This window comes from Saccharothrix ecbatanensis (genome assembly GCF_014205015.1).
Classification (GTDB): domain Bacteria; phylum Actinomycetota; class Actinomycetes; order Mycobacteriales; family Pseudonocardiaceae; genus Actinosynnema; species Actinosynnema ecbatanense.
This window is the reverse complement of record NZ_JACHMO010000001.1, coordinates 4,244,938-4,261,261: the sequence shown is the minus strand read 5'-3', so window position 1 is coordinate 4,261,261 and position 16,324 is coordinate 4,244,938. Positions and strand designations below refer to the sequence as shown.

Here is a 16,324-nt window from a genome sequence, read left to right as displayed (position 1 = left end):
GTGGGTGGTCCGGGTCGGCGGTCGAAGGCGGGGGAGGCGAACATGCGACGCGGTGGCGTTCTCTTGTCCGGCGGGGTGGATCACCAGGTCGTGCCGGTCCGGCTGTGGGACCGGATGTCGATCACTTCACCGGACGTCCACGCGGGCGAGTTCCCGTTGACGGAGCCGGGGGCCAGGCTCGCGCTGGGGCTCGTCGACGCGGCGTTCACAGACGTGGGTGCGGCGAAGTCGGGCGGGCCGCGGGCCGTTCCCTCGGCGGGCGCGCTGTACCCGTACGAGTTCGTGGTGATCGTCGGCGACTCCGACGAATCGCATGTCCTGCACGTCGACCCGGTGCGCAGGCTGGTGCACCGCTTGGCCGGCGGGTCGGCCGCACGGTCCTGTGAACGCGCCGGGCTGCGCCTCCCCGAACCCGGCGGCGCGGTGGTCTTCGTGGTCAGCCGGCCGTGGCTGTCCATGCGCAAGTACGGCGACCGCGGCTACCTCTACTCCCAGCTCGACGCGGCGCACCTGGCCACGAACCTGCTCTGCGTGTCCTCCGAGACCGGCGTGCCCGCGCAGTTGCGGCTGCGGTTCGACCGCGAACCGCTGCACGACGTCCTCGGCCTCACCGGCCGCTGCCGTGAACTGCACTCGGCGGTGGTCGTGGGGCCGGGATCGGGACCGGCGCCCGACGCGAGGTGGTCGGGCCGGGCGTCGGCGCGGCCGTCCGACCTGGACGTGACGTGGCTGGAACTGGCCTGCTGGGACTCGCTCGGCCCGGCCGACGGCGTGCCGGAGCCGGCCCGGAACGTGATCACCGGCCCGTTCGTGGCGGGCGGCACGGGGGCAAGGCCGCCCGGGTGGCGGCAGCTGTCGCTGGTGCGGGCGTCGGCCAAGGAGTTCGTCCCGGCCGAGGTGCCGGCGGACGTGCTGCGGCGGGCGTTGTCCGCGATCGGCACCCACCACGCCACCGACCTGCGGCCGGACCCGGATTTCCACGTGTCGCTGGTGGTCCGGTCGGTCGCCGGGCAGCCGCCCGCGGTGATCCCGCTGGGCCGGGACGGTCGGGTCGACCTGGACGTGCCGCCGTGCCCCGACGACATCGCGAAGGCGTGCATGCACCAAGACCACCTGCGTGACGCCGCCGCGTTCGTCGTCTTCCACGCGCCCCGGCACCGGGTCGTCGGGCCGAACCCGCGTGAGCTGATCTTCCGGGCGGGCGCGGTCGGGCAGCTGCTGTACCTGGGGGCGGCCGAAGCGGGGCTCGGCGTCACCGCCGTCGGCGGGTTCGACGCGCACCGGTGGCGGCGGATCGCCCGGCTGCCCGGCGACCACGAAGTCCTCTACCTGATCGCGCTGGGCGCCGGGCACGACACCGGGACCAAGTGGGACCGCGCGCACACCGCCTACGCCCACGACGAGCGCTGAGGGGAACGCCGTGCTGACCGAGATCGTCACCGAGCACCTGCGCCACCACCGGGACCGGGTCGCCGTCACCGACCCGACGATCGACCTGACCGGCTCGGCCCTGCTCGCCGAACGGGACGCCTTCGCCACCGTGCTGGAAGGGCGGGTCGGGTTGGGCGACCGACCGAGGGTCGGCCTGGTCGCGCCGAACTCGGCGGCCTACGTGACCGCGTACCTCGCGGTGCTGCGCGTGGGCGGCGTGCCGTTCCTGATCGACAGCGCGTTCACGGCCGGTGAGTTGACCACCATCGCCGACGACTGCTCGCTCGACCTGTTGATCCACGACGAACGCGACCTGAGCGCGTTGGGCGGCCGACGGTTCGAAGGGACCGGCGCCCAGCACATGACAGCACTGCACGTGACCGCACTGCCGGTCGACGGGCGGCGCTACGAACTCCGGCCCGACACCGAGGTCTGCCGCTTCACCTCCGGCTCGACCGGCAAGCCCAACTGCATCGAGTTCACCGGTGACGCCGTGTACCGCGCGGCGGCCAACTGGGCGGCGGGCACCGGGCTCGACGCCGAGGACCGCACCGCCTGCTTCGCCGCCCTGTCGAACGGGCTGGCGTTCAACACCTCGCTGCTGGCGACGTTCCTGACCGGCGCGTCACTGCACCTGAGCCGGGGCCTGCCGACCGCCGGCCGGGTCCACCGGGACCTGACCCGGGCGCAGGCCACCCGGCTGGTCGGGTTCCCGGCGCTGTACGAGTCCGTAGTTCGCCGCGGCACGCCTGCGTTGGCGGACGTGCGGGTGGCCGTGTCGTCGGGCGCGCCGCTGCGCGAGGAGACCAAGCGGGCGTTCGCCGACCTCACCGGCATCACGATCAGCAACTACTACGGCATCGCCGAGACCGGTCCGCTGACCTTCACCACCGATCCCGCGCGCATCGACGGGCTGGGCGTGCCGCTGCCCGGCGTCGACCTGCGCGCGGGCGTGGACGGGGAGCCGCGCCCGATCACCGTCCGCAGCGAGTCCATGGGGTCGTGCTACCTCAACGCGCCGGGAGTGTTCGAGGACCGGATCGACGCCGAGGGCCTGTACGTCACCGGTGACGAGGGCTTCCTGCGGGATGGCGCGCTGGTGCTGACCGGCCGGTCCAACCGCATGATCAACGTCGGTGGGCGCAAGGTCGACCCGGTCGAGGTGGCCGAGGCGTTGCGCACCGCTCGCGGCGTGCGCGACGTCGTGGTGTTCGAGGCCACCGACCAGCACGGCGACCCGCTCGTCGCCGCCGCCGTCGTCTCCGACGAACCACTCGAGATCACGGCGTTGCGAGCGCACTGCGCGGCACGGCTCGCGGCCTTCAAGGTGCCCGGACGCATCCACCTGCTCGACCGGATCCCCGCGAACTCCATCGGCAAGCCGTCGCTCACGGCGCTGCGCCGGCTGTGAATCCCAAGCCTGTGAATCCCAAGCCCGGGAATCCCAAGCCGGGGAGTCCCAGGCGGGGGAAGCCCAGGCTGCGAATCCCGAACCTCAAGGAGACCACCCCATGCACACCGACAGCACCACGCTGCGCGCCGAACTCCTCCGGTTGATCGTGAGCAGCGGCGACGGCGCGATCGGCGAGGCCGACGTGACCGCGGCGGACGGCTCGCTGCGCGCGTTGAACTACTCGTCCCTGTCCTACATGCGGCTCATCGACGCCATCGAGAACGAACTGGGCGTGTACGTCGACCCGGAGGCCGATCCCGAGCGGTTCGCCACCATCGACTCGCTGGTCGACCTCGTCCGGGAAAGCGCGGACGTCGATGCGTGACGGACTTCCCCGCGTCGGCGTCGTCGGCACGGGCAGGCTGGGTGACGCGGTGCTGAGGCAGTGCCGGGAACTCGGGCTGCCGGTCGTGGTGACGGCGTCGAGCAGCGGCTGGCACACCGACGACACCGCGGACGTCCTGGTGGACGCCAGTTCACCCGAAGCGCACGACCGAGTGCTCCGGTACTGCGCCGAGCACAACGCCGCACTGGTCGAATGCGTGTCCAATCTGGACAGTCCACAGTGGAAGGCGATCCACGCGCTGGCGACCTCCGTGCCGGTGCTGCGCGCGACGAACCTCGCCATCGGCCACCACCTCCAACGCAGGCTCGTCGCCCACCTGGCCGCCATCGCGCCGTCGCACCCCGAGACCAGCGTGTGGGAACGGCACCCGACGACCAAGGCGCACCGACCGAGCGCCACCGCCATCGCCCTCGCCGACGTGTGGACCGCGGCGAGCGGGCGGGAACCGGCGGACGTCAGCTCGTCACGGGCGGGCCTGACCGTCAGCGAGCACGAGGTCACCTGGACGTGGGCGGCCGAGACCGTGACCGTGCGGCACAGCGTCGGCTCGTTCACCGCCGCCGCGACCGGCGCGGTCCGTGCCGTGACGTGGCTGAACACCCGTGCACCAGGGCTGTACGACACCCAGGAGATGTACGACGACCTCATCAGTACCCGGGGAGCCTAGATGTCCGACCACAAACCCGCTCTGCGCAGGCTCATCACCCAGTTGGCGCAGGGCGCGCGCATGCTCTCACTCGACGGGCACGACGACTTCAACCAGGGCCAGATCTCCGCGCGGCTGCCCGGCGCGGACACGTTCGTCATCAAGAACGCCCTGGTGGGGTTCGACGAGGCGACACCGGACGAGGTCGTGATCGCCCCGGTGGACCACACCCTGGACGCGCCCAAGCTCGCGCCGCCCGAACTGCCGCTGCACCAGGCGATCTACCGGGCCAGACCGGACGTGAACGCGATCGTGCACAGCCACGCGCCCTACACGTTGATCTTCGGCGCGACGGACCTCGTGCTGCACCCCCTCTCGCACGACGGCGCGTACTTCGCGGGCCGCACGGGCGTGTTCACCACCACGTCCAACACTGTGCTGGACATCGGGACCGGTGACGCGATCGCGGCCGTGCTCGCCGACGGGAACGGCGTGTTCCTGCGCAACCACGGCGGTGTTGTGGTGGGCAAGAGCGTGCGGCACGCGGCGATCTTCGCGCAGGTGCTCGAACGGGCGTGCCGGTTGCAGCTCATGGCCGAGGGCACGGCGGGCAAGTACGAGTGGTCGAGCGACGCGGACGTGGAGCTGAAGCGGGACTTCATCTACGCCGACCTGTCCGTGCGCTCCTACTGGGAGTACGCCGTGCGCCGCGTCGGACGCTCCTGGCCGGAGACTACGCACTGGCCGACCCGGTGAACGGCGTCGTCGTCACGCTCGCCGGGCGCGGGCGCGGTCCTGATCCCGGTCGGCACACCACGGCGGCCGACCGGGACCGGGCGGCGGGCCTGCCCGAGCGTCGTGCGGCGGAGTACCTGGAGGGGCGGGCGCTGCTGCGCTGGCTGCTCGGCCGGGTGCTCGGCCCGCGGTCCGCCGGGGCCGCGATCGGCGTCACGGCCACCGGAAAACCAGTGCTGGACAACGACATCGGCGTCAGCGTCTCGCACAGCGCACGGGTGCTCGCGGCGGCCGTCGCACCGGACCGGGCGGTCGGCGTCGACGTGCAGGAGCACGTCCTGCCCACGCCGGGGCTGCTCACCAGGTGCTGCCGTGAAGAGGACCTGGCGGCGGTGGCGGCGCTGGCCCCCGCCGATCGCGCCCGCGTCTTCACCGCGCTGTGGGTCGTGCAGGAAGCGTGCCTGAAGGCCAGTGGCGAGGGCGTCCGGTTCCGGCCCGGCCGGGTGCCGGTCCGGCCAGGCCACCGCCGCGGCGCGTGGCGCGACTTCCGCTGGCAGCTGCTGTCCCCGTTCGACGGGGCCGAGGTCGCGGTCGCCGCGTCCGGCCCGCCACCCCGCATCCACGTCCTGCTCCCGAAGGAATGAGAACGCGATGAGCGCCATCCCGCGGTACCCCCGCGACCGTCCCCTGCCGGTGTCGTTCACCCAGGAGGAGCGGCTGACCACCGGCCGGCACGTCCAGTTCGTCAACAACAAGATCGCCATCGGCCTGCTGATCGAGGGCCCGCTCGACGCCGACCTGCTGGACCGGGCGGTGACGGAACTCGTCGAGCGGCACGAGGCGCTGCGGCTGACGTTCCCGGACGAGGACGTCCTGCGGGCCAGGCTGCTGGCCGAACTGCCCGCGCTCCGGCGCATCCGGGTGGACGACTCCGAGCAGCGGCTGGAGCGCGCGCTCGCACTGCTGGCCGAGGACGCCTGCGAGCCGTTCGACCTGGCCGAAGGCCCGCTGTTCCGCACCCTGCTCGCCGAACTCGAACCCGATCGGCACGTCCTGTGCGTGACGATCGACCACGTCGTCACCGACGCCTGGTCCGTCCGCGTGGTGTTGAGCGACCTGCTGACCATCTACCGGGCACGTGCGGCCGGCACGACACCGGAGCTGCCGGAACTGCCCGTGCAGTACCCGGACTTCGCGGAGTGGGAACGCGATCACCTCAGCGGCGCCGTGCTGGAGCGGCAGGTGGGCTACTGGCGGAAGAAGCTCGCGGGCATCGACCCCATCCCGTCCTCGGGGCTGACCGACCCGGCGGGCGAACCCGGCGGCACGCCCCGGCTGGTCAAGCTCCGCGCGCTGCTCGACCAGCCGAAGGTCGACCGGCTCACCGGGCTGGCGGCGGCCGAGGGCACCAGCCTGATCGTGCTGGTGTCGGCGGCGGTGAAGGCGGCCATGTGGCGGCGCAGGCTGTCCACGATGGACGACGCCGAGGCGGGTGACGTGGCCACGTTCGGCTCGCTGGCCAACCGCACCCGGCCGGAGACGCAACACCTGGTCGGCTACCTGGCGACCGTCGCCGCGTTCCGGACGGTGTTCGACGGCGCGACCTCGTTCCGGGAGCTGGCCCTGCGCGAGGCCCGGACGCTGTGGGAAGCCATGCGGCACCAGCGCATCCCGCACTCGCTGATCATGCGCGAACTCGGCCACCCCCAGTACGGCGCCCGGTACCGCGACCCGGCGCGGCTGCCGTCGTACCTGAACTTCGACTTCGACCTGGTCGAGGACTCCAGCCAGGAGTGGCCGGAGGTGCCCGGCCTGCGGGTGCGGCCGATCGCGATCCCGATGCCCGAGGTGCCGCGCGGTGGGCTGCGGGTGCTCGGCTACCGCCGACCGGACGGCGTCGAACTCGAACTGCGCTACCGCAGCGACCGCTACGGCGCACCCTGGGCGGCGGAGTTCCTGGACGACGTGATCAGGGTGCTGGACCTCGGGGTCGACGCGCCGGACACCGCGCTGGCCGACATGTTCGAGGCCACCGTGAGGGTCGTCCGATGACCGCGCCGCGCTACCGGCTCGCCGCGATCGACCTGGACGGCACGCTGCTGCGCCGCGACTACACGCTGTCCGTTCGCAGCGAACGGGCGCTGGCCACGGCCCGTGCGGCCGGAGTCGAGGTCGTGTTCGTCACCGCGCGCCATCCGGCCGCCGTGCTCGACTACGCGGCCCGCCTCGGGCTGGCCGGCGAGGCCATCTGCTGCGTGGGCTCGGCGGTGTGCGAGCTGCCCTCCGGTGAGGTCACCTGGAGTGACGCCATCCCGGCGCACGCGGCGGCGACCGTGGCACGTCGGGTCCGGGCCGTGTTCCCCCGGCTGCACCTGGGCTGGGTGCTGCGCGGTGGACCGGTCGGCTACCAGCACGGCTACCCGCCGCCGTTGCTGCTCGGCGAGTCGTTCTTCGGCGACCCCACCGCCATCGCCGAACCGGTGCTGAAGCTGTGGCTGGCCGGCGGGGACCTCGACGGCACCGTGCCGGACGGGCTCGCCGCGGCGTTGGGCGGGCTGGTCGACATCGCGCACGTCGGACCGGGCTTCGTCGACCTCGTCGCGCCAGGCGCCAGCAAAGTGGGCACGCTCGCCGAACTAGCACGACGACGTGGCCTCGGCCCGGACGACGTGGTGGCGTTCGGTGACACGTCCGCCGACATCGACATGGTCCGCTGGGCCGGGCACGGCGTGGTCATGGCCAACGCCGACCCCGCGCTGCACGCGTTCGCCGACGAGATCGCCCCCGACTGCGACGACGACGGCGTGGCCGTGGTGCTGGAACGCCTGTGCGCCGAGGAGGTGAGCGTGCCGTGAAGGTGCAACGCCTGCTGCCGACGGAGGACGCGGCCGACCTGCTCGGCCTGGTGGAGGAGATCGCCGACGGCGAACTCGCGCCGCGCGTGGCCGATTTCGAGGCACGCGGCGAGTTCCCGAGGGACGCCGTGCGCACGCTCGGCCGGGCCGGGCTGCTGGGCCTGCCCTACCCGGAGGAGCACGGCGGGGGAGGCCAGCCGTACGAGGTCTACCTGCACGTGGTCGAGCTGATCGCGAGCCGGTGGCTGGCCGTCGGCGAGGCGCTGAACGTCCACACCCTGTCCTGTCACGGCCTGGCGCGCTTCGGCACCGACGTGCAGCGCAAGAAGCACCTGCCGGACATGCTCGGCGGCGAACTGCTCGGCGCGAACTGCCTGTCGGAGCTGGAAGCCGGGTCGGACCTAGCCTCGATGGCCACCACCGCGACCCGTGACGGGAACGACTACATCCTGCGTGGCACCAAGGCCTGGGTCACCCACGGCGGTATCGCCGACTACTACGCCGTCTACGCGCGCACCGGCGGTCCGGACGCACGCGGCTTGTCGTGCCTGCTGGTCGACGCCGACACGGCGGGCCTGCTGCCGCAGAAGCGGGAGAAGAAGATGGGCGTGTCGTCCTCGCCGACCGCCCAGATCGTCTTCGACCACGCCAGGGTCGCGGACGACCGGCTGATCGGCAGGCCCGGCAAGGGTTTCCTGATCGCCATGGACGCCCTGGACAGCGGCCGGCTCGCCATCGGCGCGTGCGCCGTCGGCCTGGCGCAGGCGGCGCTCGACTACGCCGCCGACTACGCGAAGAAACGCGAGCAGTTCGGTCAGCCCATCATGTCGTTCCAGGGCATCGGGTTCATGCTGGCGGACATTGCGACCCAGGTGTCGGCCGCACGCGCGCTGGTGCTGCACGCGGCCCGGCTGAAGGACGCGGGCCTGCCGTACTCCATCGAGGCGGCCAAGGCGAAGCTCTTCGCCACCGACATGGCGATGAAGGCCACCACCGACGCGGTGCAGGTGCTCGGCGGCGCGGGGTACGTGGTCGACCACCCCGTCGAGCGGTGGATGCGCGAGGCCAAGCTCCTCCAGATCGTCGAAGGCACCAACCAGATCCAACGACTCGTCGTCTCCCGCGCGCTGTGACGCCGGACCGGCGAGTCGCCGGCGGACGGGGCGGCGGCGGACGACCGGTTGCTCAAGGTGCGGCGCTGAGGTTCAGGGATGTCAAGGCTTCCATGAAACGGATGTGAGGGACAGATGCTGGTCGCGGAGATCTTCGGGTGGATCGGCGGCACGTGTGGCGCCGCCGCCGCATGGCCGCAAGCGTGGCGGTTGTGGGTGGGCCGCAAGTTCCAGGGCCTGTCGCCGGCGGCGGGCGTGCTCGCCGTCTTCTACGGCGTCGGGTGGACGGGCTACGGGTTGTGGACGCAGAGCCCGGCGCAGATCGTGACCAACGGCATCGCGCTCACCGCGGCGGTGGCGGTGCTCGCCGGACACGTGCGGCTCGGCCAGTTGGCGGCCCGCCAGTGGCTTCCGCTGCTCGTGATCACGTTGGGCGGGCTCGCGGTGGTCGGTCTGGTCGGCGGCGGCACGGTGGCGGGCTCGGTGGTCGGCGCGTCGATCATCTTCGCCATCGGCGCGCAGGTGGTGTCGCTGATCCGTCAACGCCGGCGTGGCGACCACGACGTGCGGGGCGTGTCCCGGCCGCGGTGGTGGCTCAGTGCGTTCTGCAACGTGATGTGGATGTGCTTCGGCATCCTGGCGCTCGACTGGGTCGTGCTGATCACCTCGTCCACCAGCGTGCTGCTGTGCGCGGCGGTGCTGGCGCTCACCATGCCGCCTCGCGGCGGATCGACCCCGACACCGGCCGCGCAGGTCGCGGCTTCGGCGTGACGCTCGTCGAGCTGATCCCCAGCCTGCGCGGCATCACGCGGGCACGGCTGGAGGACGACCGGTGGCCCGCCGACACCGTGGTCGCGGACACCGGTCACGTGGGCGTCGGCGGGGTGGACCTGGCCGGTCTGGCGGGGACGTTCGGGACCCCCGTGCACGTGCTGAGCGAGCACGAGGTGCGGCGTTCCTGCCGGGCGTACGTGGACGTGCTGCCCGGGGCGCGGGTGGTGTGCTCGCCGGTGGAGCTGCCGTGGCCGGAGGTGCTGGGGTGGTGCGCGGAGGAAGGGCTTGTCGTGGCCGAGCCCGGCCTGCGCGGTCGTGGCCTGCGCTACCGGATGTCCGGTGACGTGCCGTCGACCGAGGCGTGCGCGCGGGACGTGGTGCGGGCGATCGCGCGGCTGCGACGCGATCACGGCGTGGAGCTGGACGAGTTGGCGGTCGAGATCACCGCCGACGCGCCCGCCGCGTTCGACCTGACCGGGTTGGCCACCCGGCTGCGGGTGGCGATCAACGGGGAGTCGTCGACCCAGGGCGTCACGCCGCCGCGGCTGACCGTGGAGCCGGGCCGTTCGCTGGTCGTGCGGGCGGTGGTGGGCGTGTGCCGGGTGCGGTCGGTGTGTTGTGGTGTGGTGTCGGTCGACGGTCCACCGGGGCCGATCATGCGGGTGATCGGCCGGGTGCCGACCGCGTCGACCGGCGTCCGTCGGGTCGTGGGGCATTCGGGTGAGGCGCCGGAGGTGTCGCTGCCGGAGGATGTGCGTGTCGGGGACTTGGTGGCGGTGCCGTACTCGGGCGGACGGCCGCATGCGCCGTTGTTCGCTGTCGCGGATGGCGTGCGGCGGCTGGTGGAGCGAGGTCGGTGAGGTAGCGGTTCGTGGTACGAACTAAGATTGTTCGTGCAACGAACCGCAGCCACTCGCCAACCTGAAGGACATCGACACCGTGCCGCACAACCTGAGCAACCCCGACGAACTGCACGACCCCACCGGCTACGGCTACAGCCACGTCGCCGCCACCACCGGTGACCTCGTGTTCATCGCGGGCCAGTACGGCTGCGACCGCGACGGGCAGCTCGTCTCGGACGACTTCGCCGCCCAGGTCGACCGGGCCTACGCCAACCTCGGCGCCGCACTCCGCGCCGTCGGCCTCGACTACCACCACGTCGTCCGGCTCGGCACGTACGTCGTGGACCACAACGCCGACCGCCTCCCCGTCATGCGCGAACGCATCACCCGCATCTGGGGCGATAAGCCACCGGTGCAGACCCTGCTCGGCGTGGCCACCCTCGCCCTGCCCGGGATGCTGTTCGAGGTCGACGCCGTCGCCGCACGCTGACCTGGGCCGTACCGCGTTGTTAGGGTCTGCGGGTGGTTGTCGGCGCCGCTCGCAGACCGGTAGTGCGACCGTCGGCGTCGCGCCGGCCGATGTCGCCGGGTTCACGGGGGAGTGTCGAGGCGGAGTTCCTGGCCGCCGCACGCAGGTTCGCGCCACCGGTGCGTGGCATCGGACTGGTGCTGATCAGCGTTTTCGGGCTCTTGGCGGTCCCCGATGACGTACTGCCGCTCGGGTTCGCGTTGCTCGGGCTGGTGGTCGTCGGAGCGGTGGTGGACTGCTGGGTCGGGATCTCCGGACGGGCGCGGCCACTGGCGCTCGTGTTCGCGGTGGCGCGCGTCGTGGCGATCTCCGCGACCCAGGAGTGGACCGCCGGACATCCCAACCAGTGGGCGCTGAACGCGCTGACCACGACGGCGATCACCTTCCAGTGGGAGTGGTCGCCGAAGGTCGCGTTGCCGGCCACGGCGGGGCTGCTCGCGTTCTACCTCGCGGTGGTCGGGCTCGGTGACGGGAGCGCGACCGCCGTGCGGCTGGTGGTCGAGGTCGGCCTGACGCGCCTGGCGTTCGTGCTGATGCGGCGGTCGAGCAGGCGCGTGGACGAGTTGCGGGAACGCCGTGCGGCACTCGAACGGGCCGAGGCGGTGGCGCTGGAACGGCACCGGCGGGAACGGGAGTACCTCGCGCTGCTGCACGACACCGCCTCGGCGACGTTCCTCCTGGTCGCCGTGCACGGTCGTGACACCGATCCGGCGCAGGTCGCCGACTACGCGCGGCACGACCTGGCCGTGCTCACCGGCGCTTCGGGCGGCCCCACGACGCAGGACAGCCCGGTGGACCTCACCGCCTCGCTGCGTGCCGTGGTGGAGCGCAGCCCGCTGACCGTCGACACGCGGTGGCAGGTCGGGTCGGTGGCGCCGGCGTCGGTGGCGCTCGCGTTGGTGCGCGCGGTGCGCGAGGCGCTGGCCAACGTCGAGCGGCACGCGGGTGTGCGGCACGCCGCGCTCAGCGTCCACGGTGAGGGCGAGCGCTTCGTGGTCGAGGTGGACGATGACGGCCTGGGCTTCCACCCCGACGAAGTCCCGCACTTCCGCCGCGGCATCCGCGGCTCGGTCGTCGAACGCATGGTCGCCGTCGGTGGCAGCGCCGCGGTCACCTCGCGTCCCGGTGAGGGGACGTCCGTGCGGCTGGAGTGGCCCGGTGGCTGAGGGCCGCGCCGCCGCCGACCACGTGCACGCCACGATGCGGATCGCGCTGCTCAGCGTCGTCGGCGTGGTCCAGTTCGGGCTGTGCCTGAGGCGGCTGGTCGAGTACGGGCACCGGCCGGAGTGGCTCGCCGTGGCCGCGTTCACCGCGCTGTCGCTCGTCACCGTCACCTGTGGTGTGTGGGTGGTGCGCCGGAAGCCGTTGCCTCTCGGCGTCGTGGTCGTCGGCACGGTGATCGTGCTGGCCGCCTCGGCCGCAGCCGCCGCCGCACTGCCCCCGGACGGCTTCTTCCGCGACCCGCACTGGTCGTTCGGCCTGGTGGGGTGGCACCTGCTGCTGCTCCTCCTAGACCGGGTGCCGGTGCTGCTCACCGTGCTGGCGGTGGACGTGACGGCGAACATCGTGAGGTTCCTGCCGGTGGCGCTGGTGGAGCGGGCGGAAGTCGGCGCCGTGGGGACGGTCGTGCTCAGCTCGGTCAGCGTCCAGCTGGCGGTCCTGATGATCACCGAGATGCTGCGCCGCCGCACCCGCCAGGCGATGGAGGTGGCCGCCGAGCGGGACCGGATGGTGACCAGGGTGGCGTTGGCCGAGCAGTGGGAGCAGGGACAGCGGAGCGTCTTCGCCGGGCAGTTGGGCGTGACGCTGCCGTTGTTGGCGGACCTGGCCGACGGCGTGCTGGACCCCCGTGACGACGACACCCGGCGGCGGTGCGCGCTCGCGGCGACCCAGCTGCGCAGGCTGTTCGCCGAGAACGACGACGTCCCCGACCCGTTGGTGCACGAGGTCGCCGCGTGCGTCGACGTGGCCGAGCGGCGCGGTGTCGAGGTGTCCCTGGCGGTCAGCGGCACGGCCACGCCGGTGCCGGCGGACGTGCGCCGCGACCTCACCGGGCCGGTCGTCGCCGCGCTGTCGGCCGCACGGGCGCGCGCACGGGTGAGCGTGTTGCGCACCGACAAAGAGGTGCGGGTCGCCGTGGTCACGGACGCCGGCGTCGACGTGGACGCCGCCGCCTGGCCGAGGGTCGAGGTCGACTGCGGCACCTATGGTGAGCACGTTCGAATGGAGGCCAGATGGCGGCGGACCAGCAGGTGAGCGTCGTAGTCGTGGACGACCATCCCGCGGTCCGGGCCGGGGTGGCCCACTGGCTGTCGTCCGGCACGCCGCCGATCCGGGTGGCCGCCGCGGGTGACGACGTCGGCGTCGCCTGGGTCGGTGACGGCGCGGAGGCCGACGTCGTCATCCTCGACCTGCACCTGAGCGGACCCAACCCGGCGCTGGGTGATCTGCGCCGACTGGTCCAGGCGGGACGGCGGGTCGTCGTCTACTCGATGCGCGCGGACGACGAGATCGCGTTGCAATGCCTGGAACTGGGCGCGTTGTGCTACCTGACGAAGGCCGAAGGCGCCGAGCACATCCTTCAAGCGACGAGAGCGGCGGCGGTGGGCCTGCCGTACACGCCGCCGGCCTTGGCGGGCGCGCTCGCCGGCGACAGTTCCGCCCACCGGCCGGGGTTGTCGGCGCGGGAAACCGAAGTGCTGGTCCAGTGGTTCCAGTCGGAGTCCAAGGACTTCGTGGCACAGCAGCTGGGGATCTCGCTGAGCACGGTCAACTCGCACCTGGAGCGGATTCGGCTCAAGTACGCGATGAGCGGTCGGGAGGCGCCGACCAAAGCCGCGCTGGTAGCACGTGCGATCCAGGACGGCCTGGTCCATCTGGATGATCTTTGACGGCCGAAGATCGGGGCTGTGGTGCGAACGGACCACAGCGATCCGACCGGACAGCGGATACAGTCCCCGTCATGCTTCACGTCAATGGCGCACTGATCGCCGCCGTGGGCGCGGCCGCCCTGCTGCTGTCGGGCTGTGGTGCGAGCACCTCCGGCACCGCTTCGCCCGCCTCCACCGCATCGACCTCGACCTCGACCGAGGAGTCGACCGAGACGACCACCAAGTCGAGCTCCAAGTCGAGCGCGGCGTCGCCCACCGCGAAGGCCCCCGTCGGGGACGTCACCCCGCCCGGCTCGACCCTCAAGGTCGGCGAGCGCGCGGTCGTGCCGTTCAAGTACGGCAACGACAAGGAAGGCACCATCGCGCTCGTCGTCACCGCTATCGACCAAGGCGCCAACGCCGACCTGGCCGCGTTCGGCGAGAAGGCCAAGGGCATCACGCCCTACTACATCAGGGTTTCCGTGGAGAACGTCAGCGGCACGGACCTCTCCTACTCCTCGGTGAGCATGCGGGCGATCGGCCTGGACGGCAGGTCGACCGGCGTGATCATCACCGGCGACACGGCCCAGTGCAAGTCCGAGAACGCCGCCCGCGACTTCACCACGGCGGGCGCGAAGTACGAGACGTGCGTCCTCCAGGGAGCGCGTGAAGGCGCCGGCGTCTCGGGCGCGACGTACGACCGGGGCGACGACTACGTCAAGTCCCCGATCACCTGGAAGAAGTAGCCCGTAGGTGGCCCGGTCCCTGCCGGGCCACCCGAACGGCCGTCGGTCGAACGCACCATGTCGGCGGTCCGCGCTGTCCCTAACGTTCGGGCTCACACAGCCCTCGAACGTGGGAGTCGGTCGATGACCAACGACAGGACCAACGACGGGATCAGCAGACGGGCGTTGTTGCACGGAACGGTGGCGGCCGGTGTCGTCACCGCGGTCGGTGTGGGTGCGGGCCACGCGCTCGCCGCTCCGGCCGGGTTCTACCACCCGTTCAGCGCCTACCCGATCACCGGGACCTGGCAGGACCACCTCAACAGCGGATCGCTCGGCGGTATCGACTACGGGATGTCCGTCGGCACGCGCCTGCCGGCGGCGGGTGGTGGTGTGGTCACCAACATCCCGTACAACGGGACGGGTGGCCACACCGTCACCATCCAGCACGACAACGGCTACCGCACCCAGTACATGCACCTGTCGCAGTTCCTGCTGGCCAACGGCACGCGGGTGGGCATGGGCGGTGTCGTCGGGCTGTCCGGCGGCGCGGCCGGCGCACCGGGCTCCGGGTCGTCCACCGGCCCGCACCTGCACTGGCACATGATCAACCCGAGCGGCACGCGGATCAACCCGCTGACGTTCCTGGGCGGTGGCACGGGCCTGCCGAAGACGACCACGGAGCAGGACGGCGTCCCCGGCCCGATCATGTGGAAGCGCGCGCAGAACTGGCTGCGGATCGAGCAGGGGTACACCGGTCCGATCGACGGCGTGCCGGGAGCGAACACGTACGCGGCGTTGCAGCGGGCCATGCGCGCGTACGGCTACACCGGTCCGATCGACGGCGTGCCCGGCGCGAACACGTGGGCGGCGGTGCAGCGGCTGGCCGCGAGGTGGGGTTACACCGGCCCGATCGACGGTGTGATGGGACCGAACTCGTGGCGCGGCTTCGCCCGGTTCCTGAACCAGGACAGGTACGACTAAAGCGCCGGGCGGTAAACGGTGTAGTGGAGCGCGGCCGGGTGGCTACGATCACCCGGCCCCGCGTTCGGGATGCCGGATTGTATTGTCCCGCAATTCGGGAAGCTGAAGCGTCCGTGTTTCGTCCGGACTGCTCCGTTCAGGCGTTTCCCCGCATTCTTTCCCCTTACCGTGTGTCGAAAATCGGTGCCGGAATGGCGTTCCCGGGTCGTGGCGTAAATCGAATGGGCTACCGGGTCGATCACTGTTCGGCGTGTGCTGTCGTCGAGCGCTCCCACCGTGCGGCATTTGGCGGATGCCGTTCGTCGTGATGATCAGGTTACATCCATTCACGATTTGTGAACTGCGGCAGCTCGGGGGCTGGCGGACATGCGTGACATTCGAACAGCTGTGGTGTGCACGGATTCCGAATCGGGTGACGGACTCGCGGACGACCTGGCCGGGCGGTCCGGGTTGCGGGTCGTGCTGCGTTTGACGGGCACGTCGGGCACTTCCGTCCGGCAGGCCGACCTGCGCCGGGCGAAATGCGATGTGGTGGTGGTGCTGATGGCCGAATCGGACGTCACCGACCCGGTGCTCCGATTGGTGATGGGCGCGAACGCCAAAGTGGTCCTGGCGGCCGGACGAATGGGAGACGACCAGGTCTACGCCGCGGCCAGGGTCGGTGTGCGCGGCTTCGCGTCGGCCGACGACGTGAACGAGGTGGCGCTGGCGGTGGTGGAAACCCATCGCGACGGCAGTTGGCTGCCGCCGAGGCTGGGCAGCGGACTGGTGCGCTTCCTGTCCAGGTCGCCCACCCCGAACCCGATGCTGACGGCCATCGAACGGGACATCCTGGAGCAGGTGTGCGACGGCGCGCTCAACTCCGAGATCGCGCGCACCCTGTGCTGCACGTCGGACAACATCAAGTGGCACCTGAAGAACACGTACCGCAAGTTGCAGGTCCGCAACCGGGCCGAGGCCGCGGCGTACGCGGTGCGGACCGGGATCGTCGGCGCGTGAACGGGTCCGGTCCAGCGGCGAGC

Annotated in this window: 18 protein-coding genes; all 18 read left to right on the top strand. The window is 71.7% G+C overall.

What is annotated here, in order from left to right:
• The first annotated feature begins 42 nt into the window (after positions 1-42).
• The 18 genes from F4560_RS17550 (at position 43) to F4560_RS17465 (ending at position 16,301) form a co-directional block, all read left to right on the top strand.
• The gene (locus F4560_RS17550; protein ID WP_184921330.1) at positions 43-1,410 is read left to right on the top strand and encodes a nitroreductase family protein; all 1,368 of its coding nucleotides are present in this window, start codon (positions 43-45) and stop codon (positions 1,408-1,410) included.
• A 10-nt stretch (positions 1,411-1,420) separates the two neighbouring features.
• The gene (locus F4560_RS17545; protein ID WP_184921328.1) at positions 1,421-2,842 is read left to right on the top strand and encodes a class I adenylate-forming enzyme family protein; all 1,422 of its coding nucleotides are present in this window, start codon (positions 1,421-1,423) and stop codon (positions 2,840-2,842) included.
• Between the two features lie 100 nt (positions 2,843-2,942).
• The gene (locus F4560_RS17540; RefSeq protein ID WP_184921326.1) at positions 2,943-3,209 is read left to right on the top strand and encodes an acyl carrier protein; all 267 of its coding nucleotides are present in this window, start codon (positions 2,943-2,945) and stop codon (positions 3,207-3,209) included.
• On the top strand, positions 3,202-3,897 hold the full coding sequence (locus F4560_RS17535; protein WP_184921324.1) for a dihydrodipicolinate reductase C-terminal domain-containing protein: 696 nt from the start codon (positions 3,202-3,204) through the stop codon (positions 3,895-3,897). The genes F4560_RS17540 and F4560_RS17535 overlap by 8 nt, the downstream gene beginning before the upstream one ends.
• Entirely contained in the window at positions 3,898-4,632 is a 735-nt protein-coding gene (locus tag F4560_RS17530) for a class II aldolase/adducin family protein (protein ID WP_184921322.1), read from the top strand.
• Positions 4,629-5,255, top strand: a complete 627-nt coding sequence (locus F4560_RS17525) for a 4'-phosphopantetheinyl transferase family protein (protein ID WP_184921320.1) — start codon at positions 4,629-4,631, stop codon at positions 5,253-5,255. Before F4560_RS17530 ends, F4560_RS17525 begins: the two co-directional genes overlap by 4 nt.
• A gap of 7 nt (positions 5,256-5,262) precedes the next feature.
• The gene (locus tag F4560_RS17520; RefSeq protein ID WP_184921318.1) at positions 5,263-6,663 is read left to right on the top strand and encodes a condensation domain-containing protein; all 1,401 of its coding nucleotides are present in this window, start codon (positions 5,263-5,265) and stop codon (positions 6,661-6,663) included.
• Positions 6,660-7,466, top strand: a complete 807-nt coding sequence (locus F4560_RS17515) for an HAD family hydrolase (RefSeq protein ID WP_184921315.1) — start codon at positions 6,660-6,662, stop codon at positions 7,464-7,466. The genes F4560_RS17520 and F4560_RS17515 overlap by 4 nt, the downstream gene beginning before the upstream one ends.
• The gene (locus tag F4560_RS17510; protein ID WP_184921313.1) at positions 7,463-8,599 is read left to right on the top strand and encodes an acyl-CoA dehydrogenase family protein; all 1,137 of its coding nucleotides are present in this window, start codon (positions 7,463-7,465) and stop codon (positions 8,597-8,599) included. Before F4560_RS17515 ends, F4560_RS17510 begins: the two co-directional genes overlap by 4 nt.
• Positions 8,600-8,713: 114 nt before the next feature.
• On the top strand, positions 8,714-9,349 hold the full coding sequence (locus tag F4560_RS17505) for a hypothetical protein (protein ID WP_184921311.1): 636 nt from the start codon (positions 8,714-8,716) through the stop codon (positions 9,347-9,349).
• Entirely contained in the window at positions 9,346-10,212 is an 867-nt protein-coding gene (locus tag F4560_RS17500) for a hypothetical protein (RefSeq protein ID WP_184921309.1), read from the top strand. Before F4560_RS17505 ends, F4560_RS17500 begins: the two co-directional genes overlap by 4 nt.
• 79 nt (positions 10,213-10,291) lie before the next feature.
• Positions 10,292-10,684, top strand: coding sequence for a RidA family protein (locus tag F4560_RS17495; protein WP_184921307.1), 393 nt, complete (start codon positions 10,292-10,294; stop codon positions 10,682-10,684).
• A gap of 158 nt (positions 10,685-10,842) precedes the next feature.
• Positions 10,843-11,889 (top strand): sensor histidine kinase, encoded by a 1,047-nt coding sequence (locus tag F4560_RS17490; RefSeq protein ID WP_312869339.1) that lies wholly within the window; start codon positions 10,843-10,845, stop codon positions 11,887-11,889.
• Positions 11,882-12,979: a hypothetical protein gene (locus F4560_RS17485; RefSeq protein ID WP_312869338.1), complete on the top strand. Its 1,098-nt coding sequence runs from the start codon at positions 11,882-11,884 to the stop codon at positions 12,977-12,979. The genes F4560_RS17490 and F4560_RS17485 overlap by 8 nt, the downstream gene beginning before the upstream one ends.
• Complete coding sequence (locus tag F4560_RS17480) at positions 12,958-13,614, top strand: response regulator transcription factor (protein WP_184921303.1); 657 nt, start codon at positions 12,958-12,960, stop codon at positions 13,612-13,614. The genes F4560_RS17485 and F4560_RS17480 overlap by 22 nt, the downstream gene beginning before the upstream one ends.
• Before the next feature lie 71 nt (positions 13,615-13,685).
• The gene (locus F4560_RS17475) at positions 13,686-14,339 is read left to right on the top strand and encodes a hypothetical protein (protein ID WP_184921301.1); all 654 of its coding nucleotides are present in this window, start codon (positions 13,686-13,688) and stop codon (positions 14,337-14,339) included.
• 123 nt (positions 14,340-14,462) lie between these two features.
• Positions 14,463-15,302 carry a peptidoglycan DD-metalloendopeptidase family protein gene (locus F4560_RS17470; RefSeq protein WP_184921299.1) on the top strand — a complete coding sequence of 280 codons (840 nt, stop codon included), beginning with the start codon at positions 14,463-14,465 and terminating at the stop codon, positions 15,300-15,302.
• 366 nt (positions 15,303-15,668) lie between these two features.
• Positions 15,669-16,301 (top strand): helix-turn-helix transcriptional regulator, encoded by a 633-nt coding sequence (locus tag F4560_RS17465; RefSeq protein ID WP_184921297.1) that lies wholly within the window; start codon positions 15,669-15,671, stop codon positions 16,299-16,301.
• Positions 16,302-16,324: the final 23 nt, after the last annotated feature.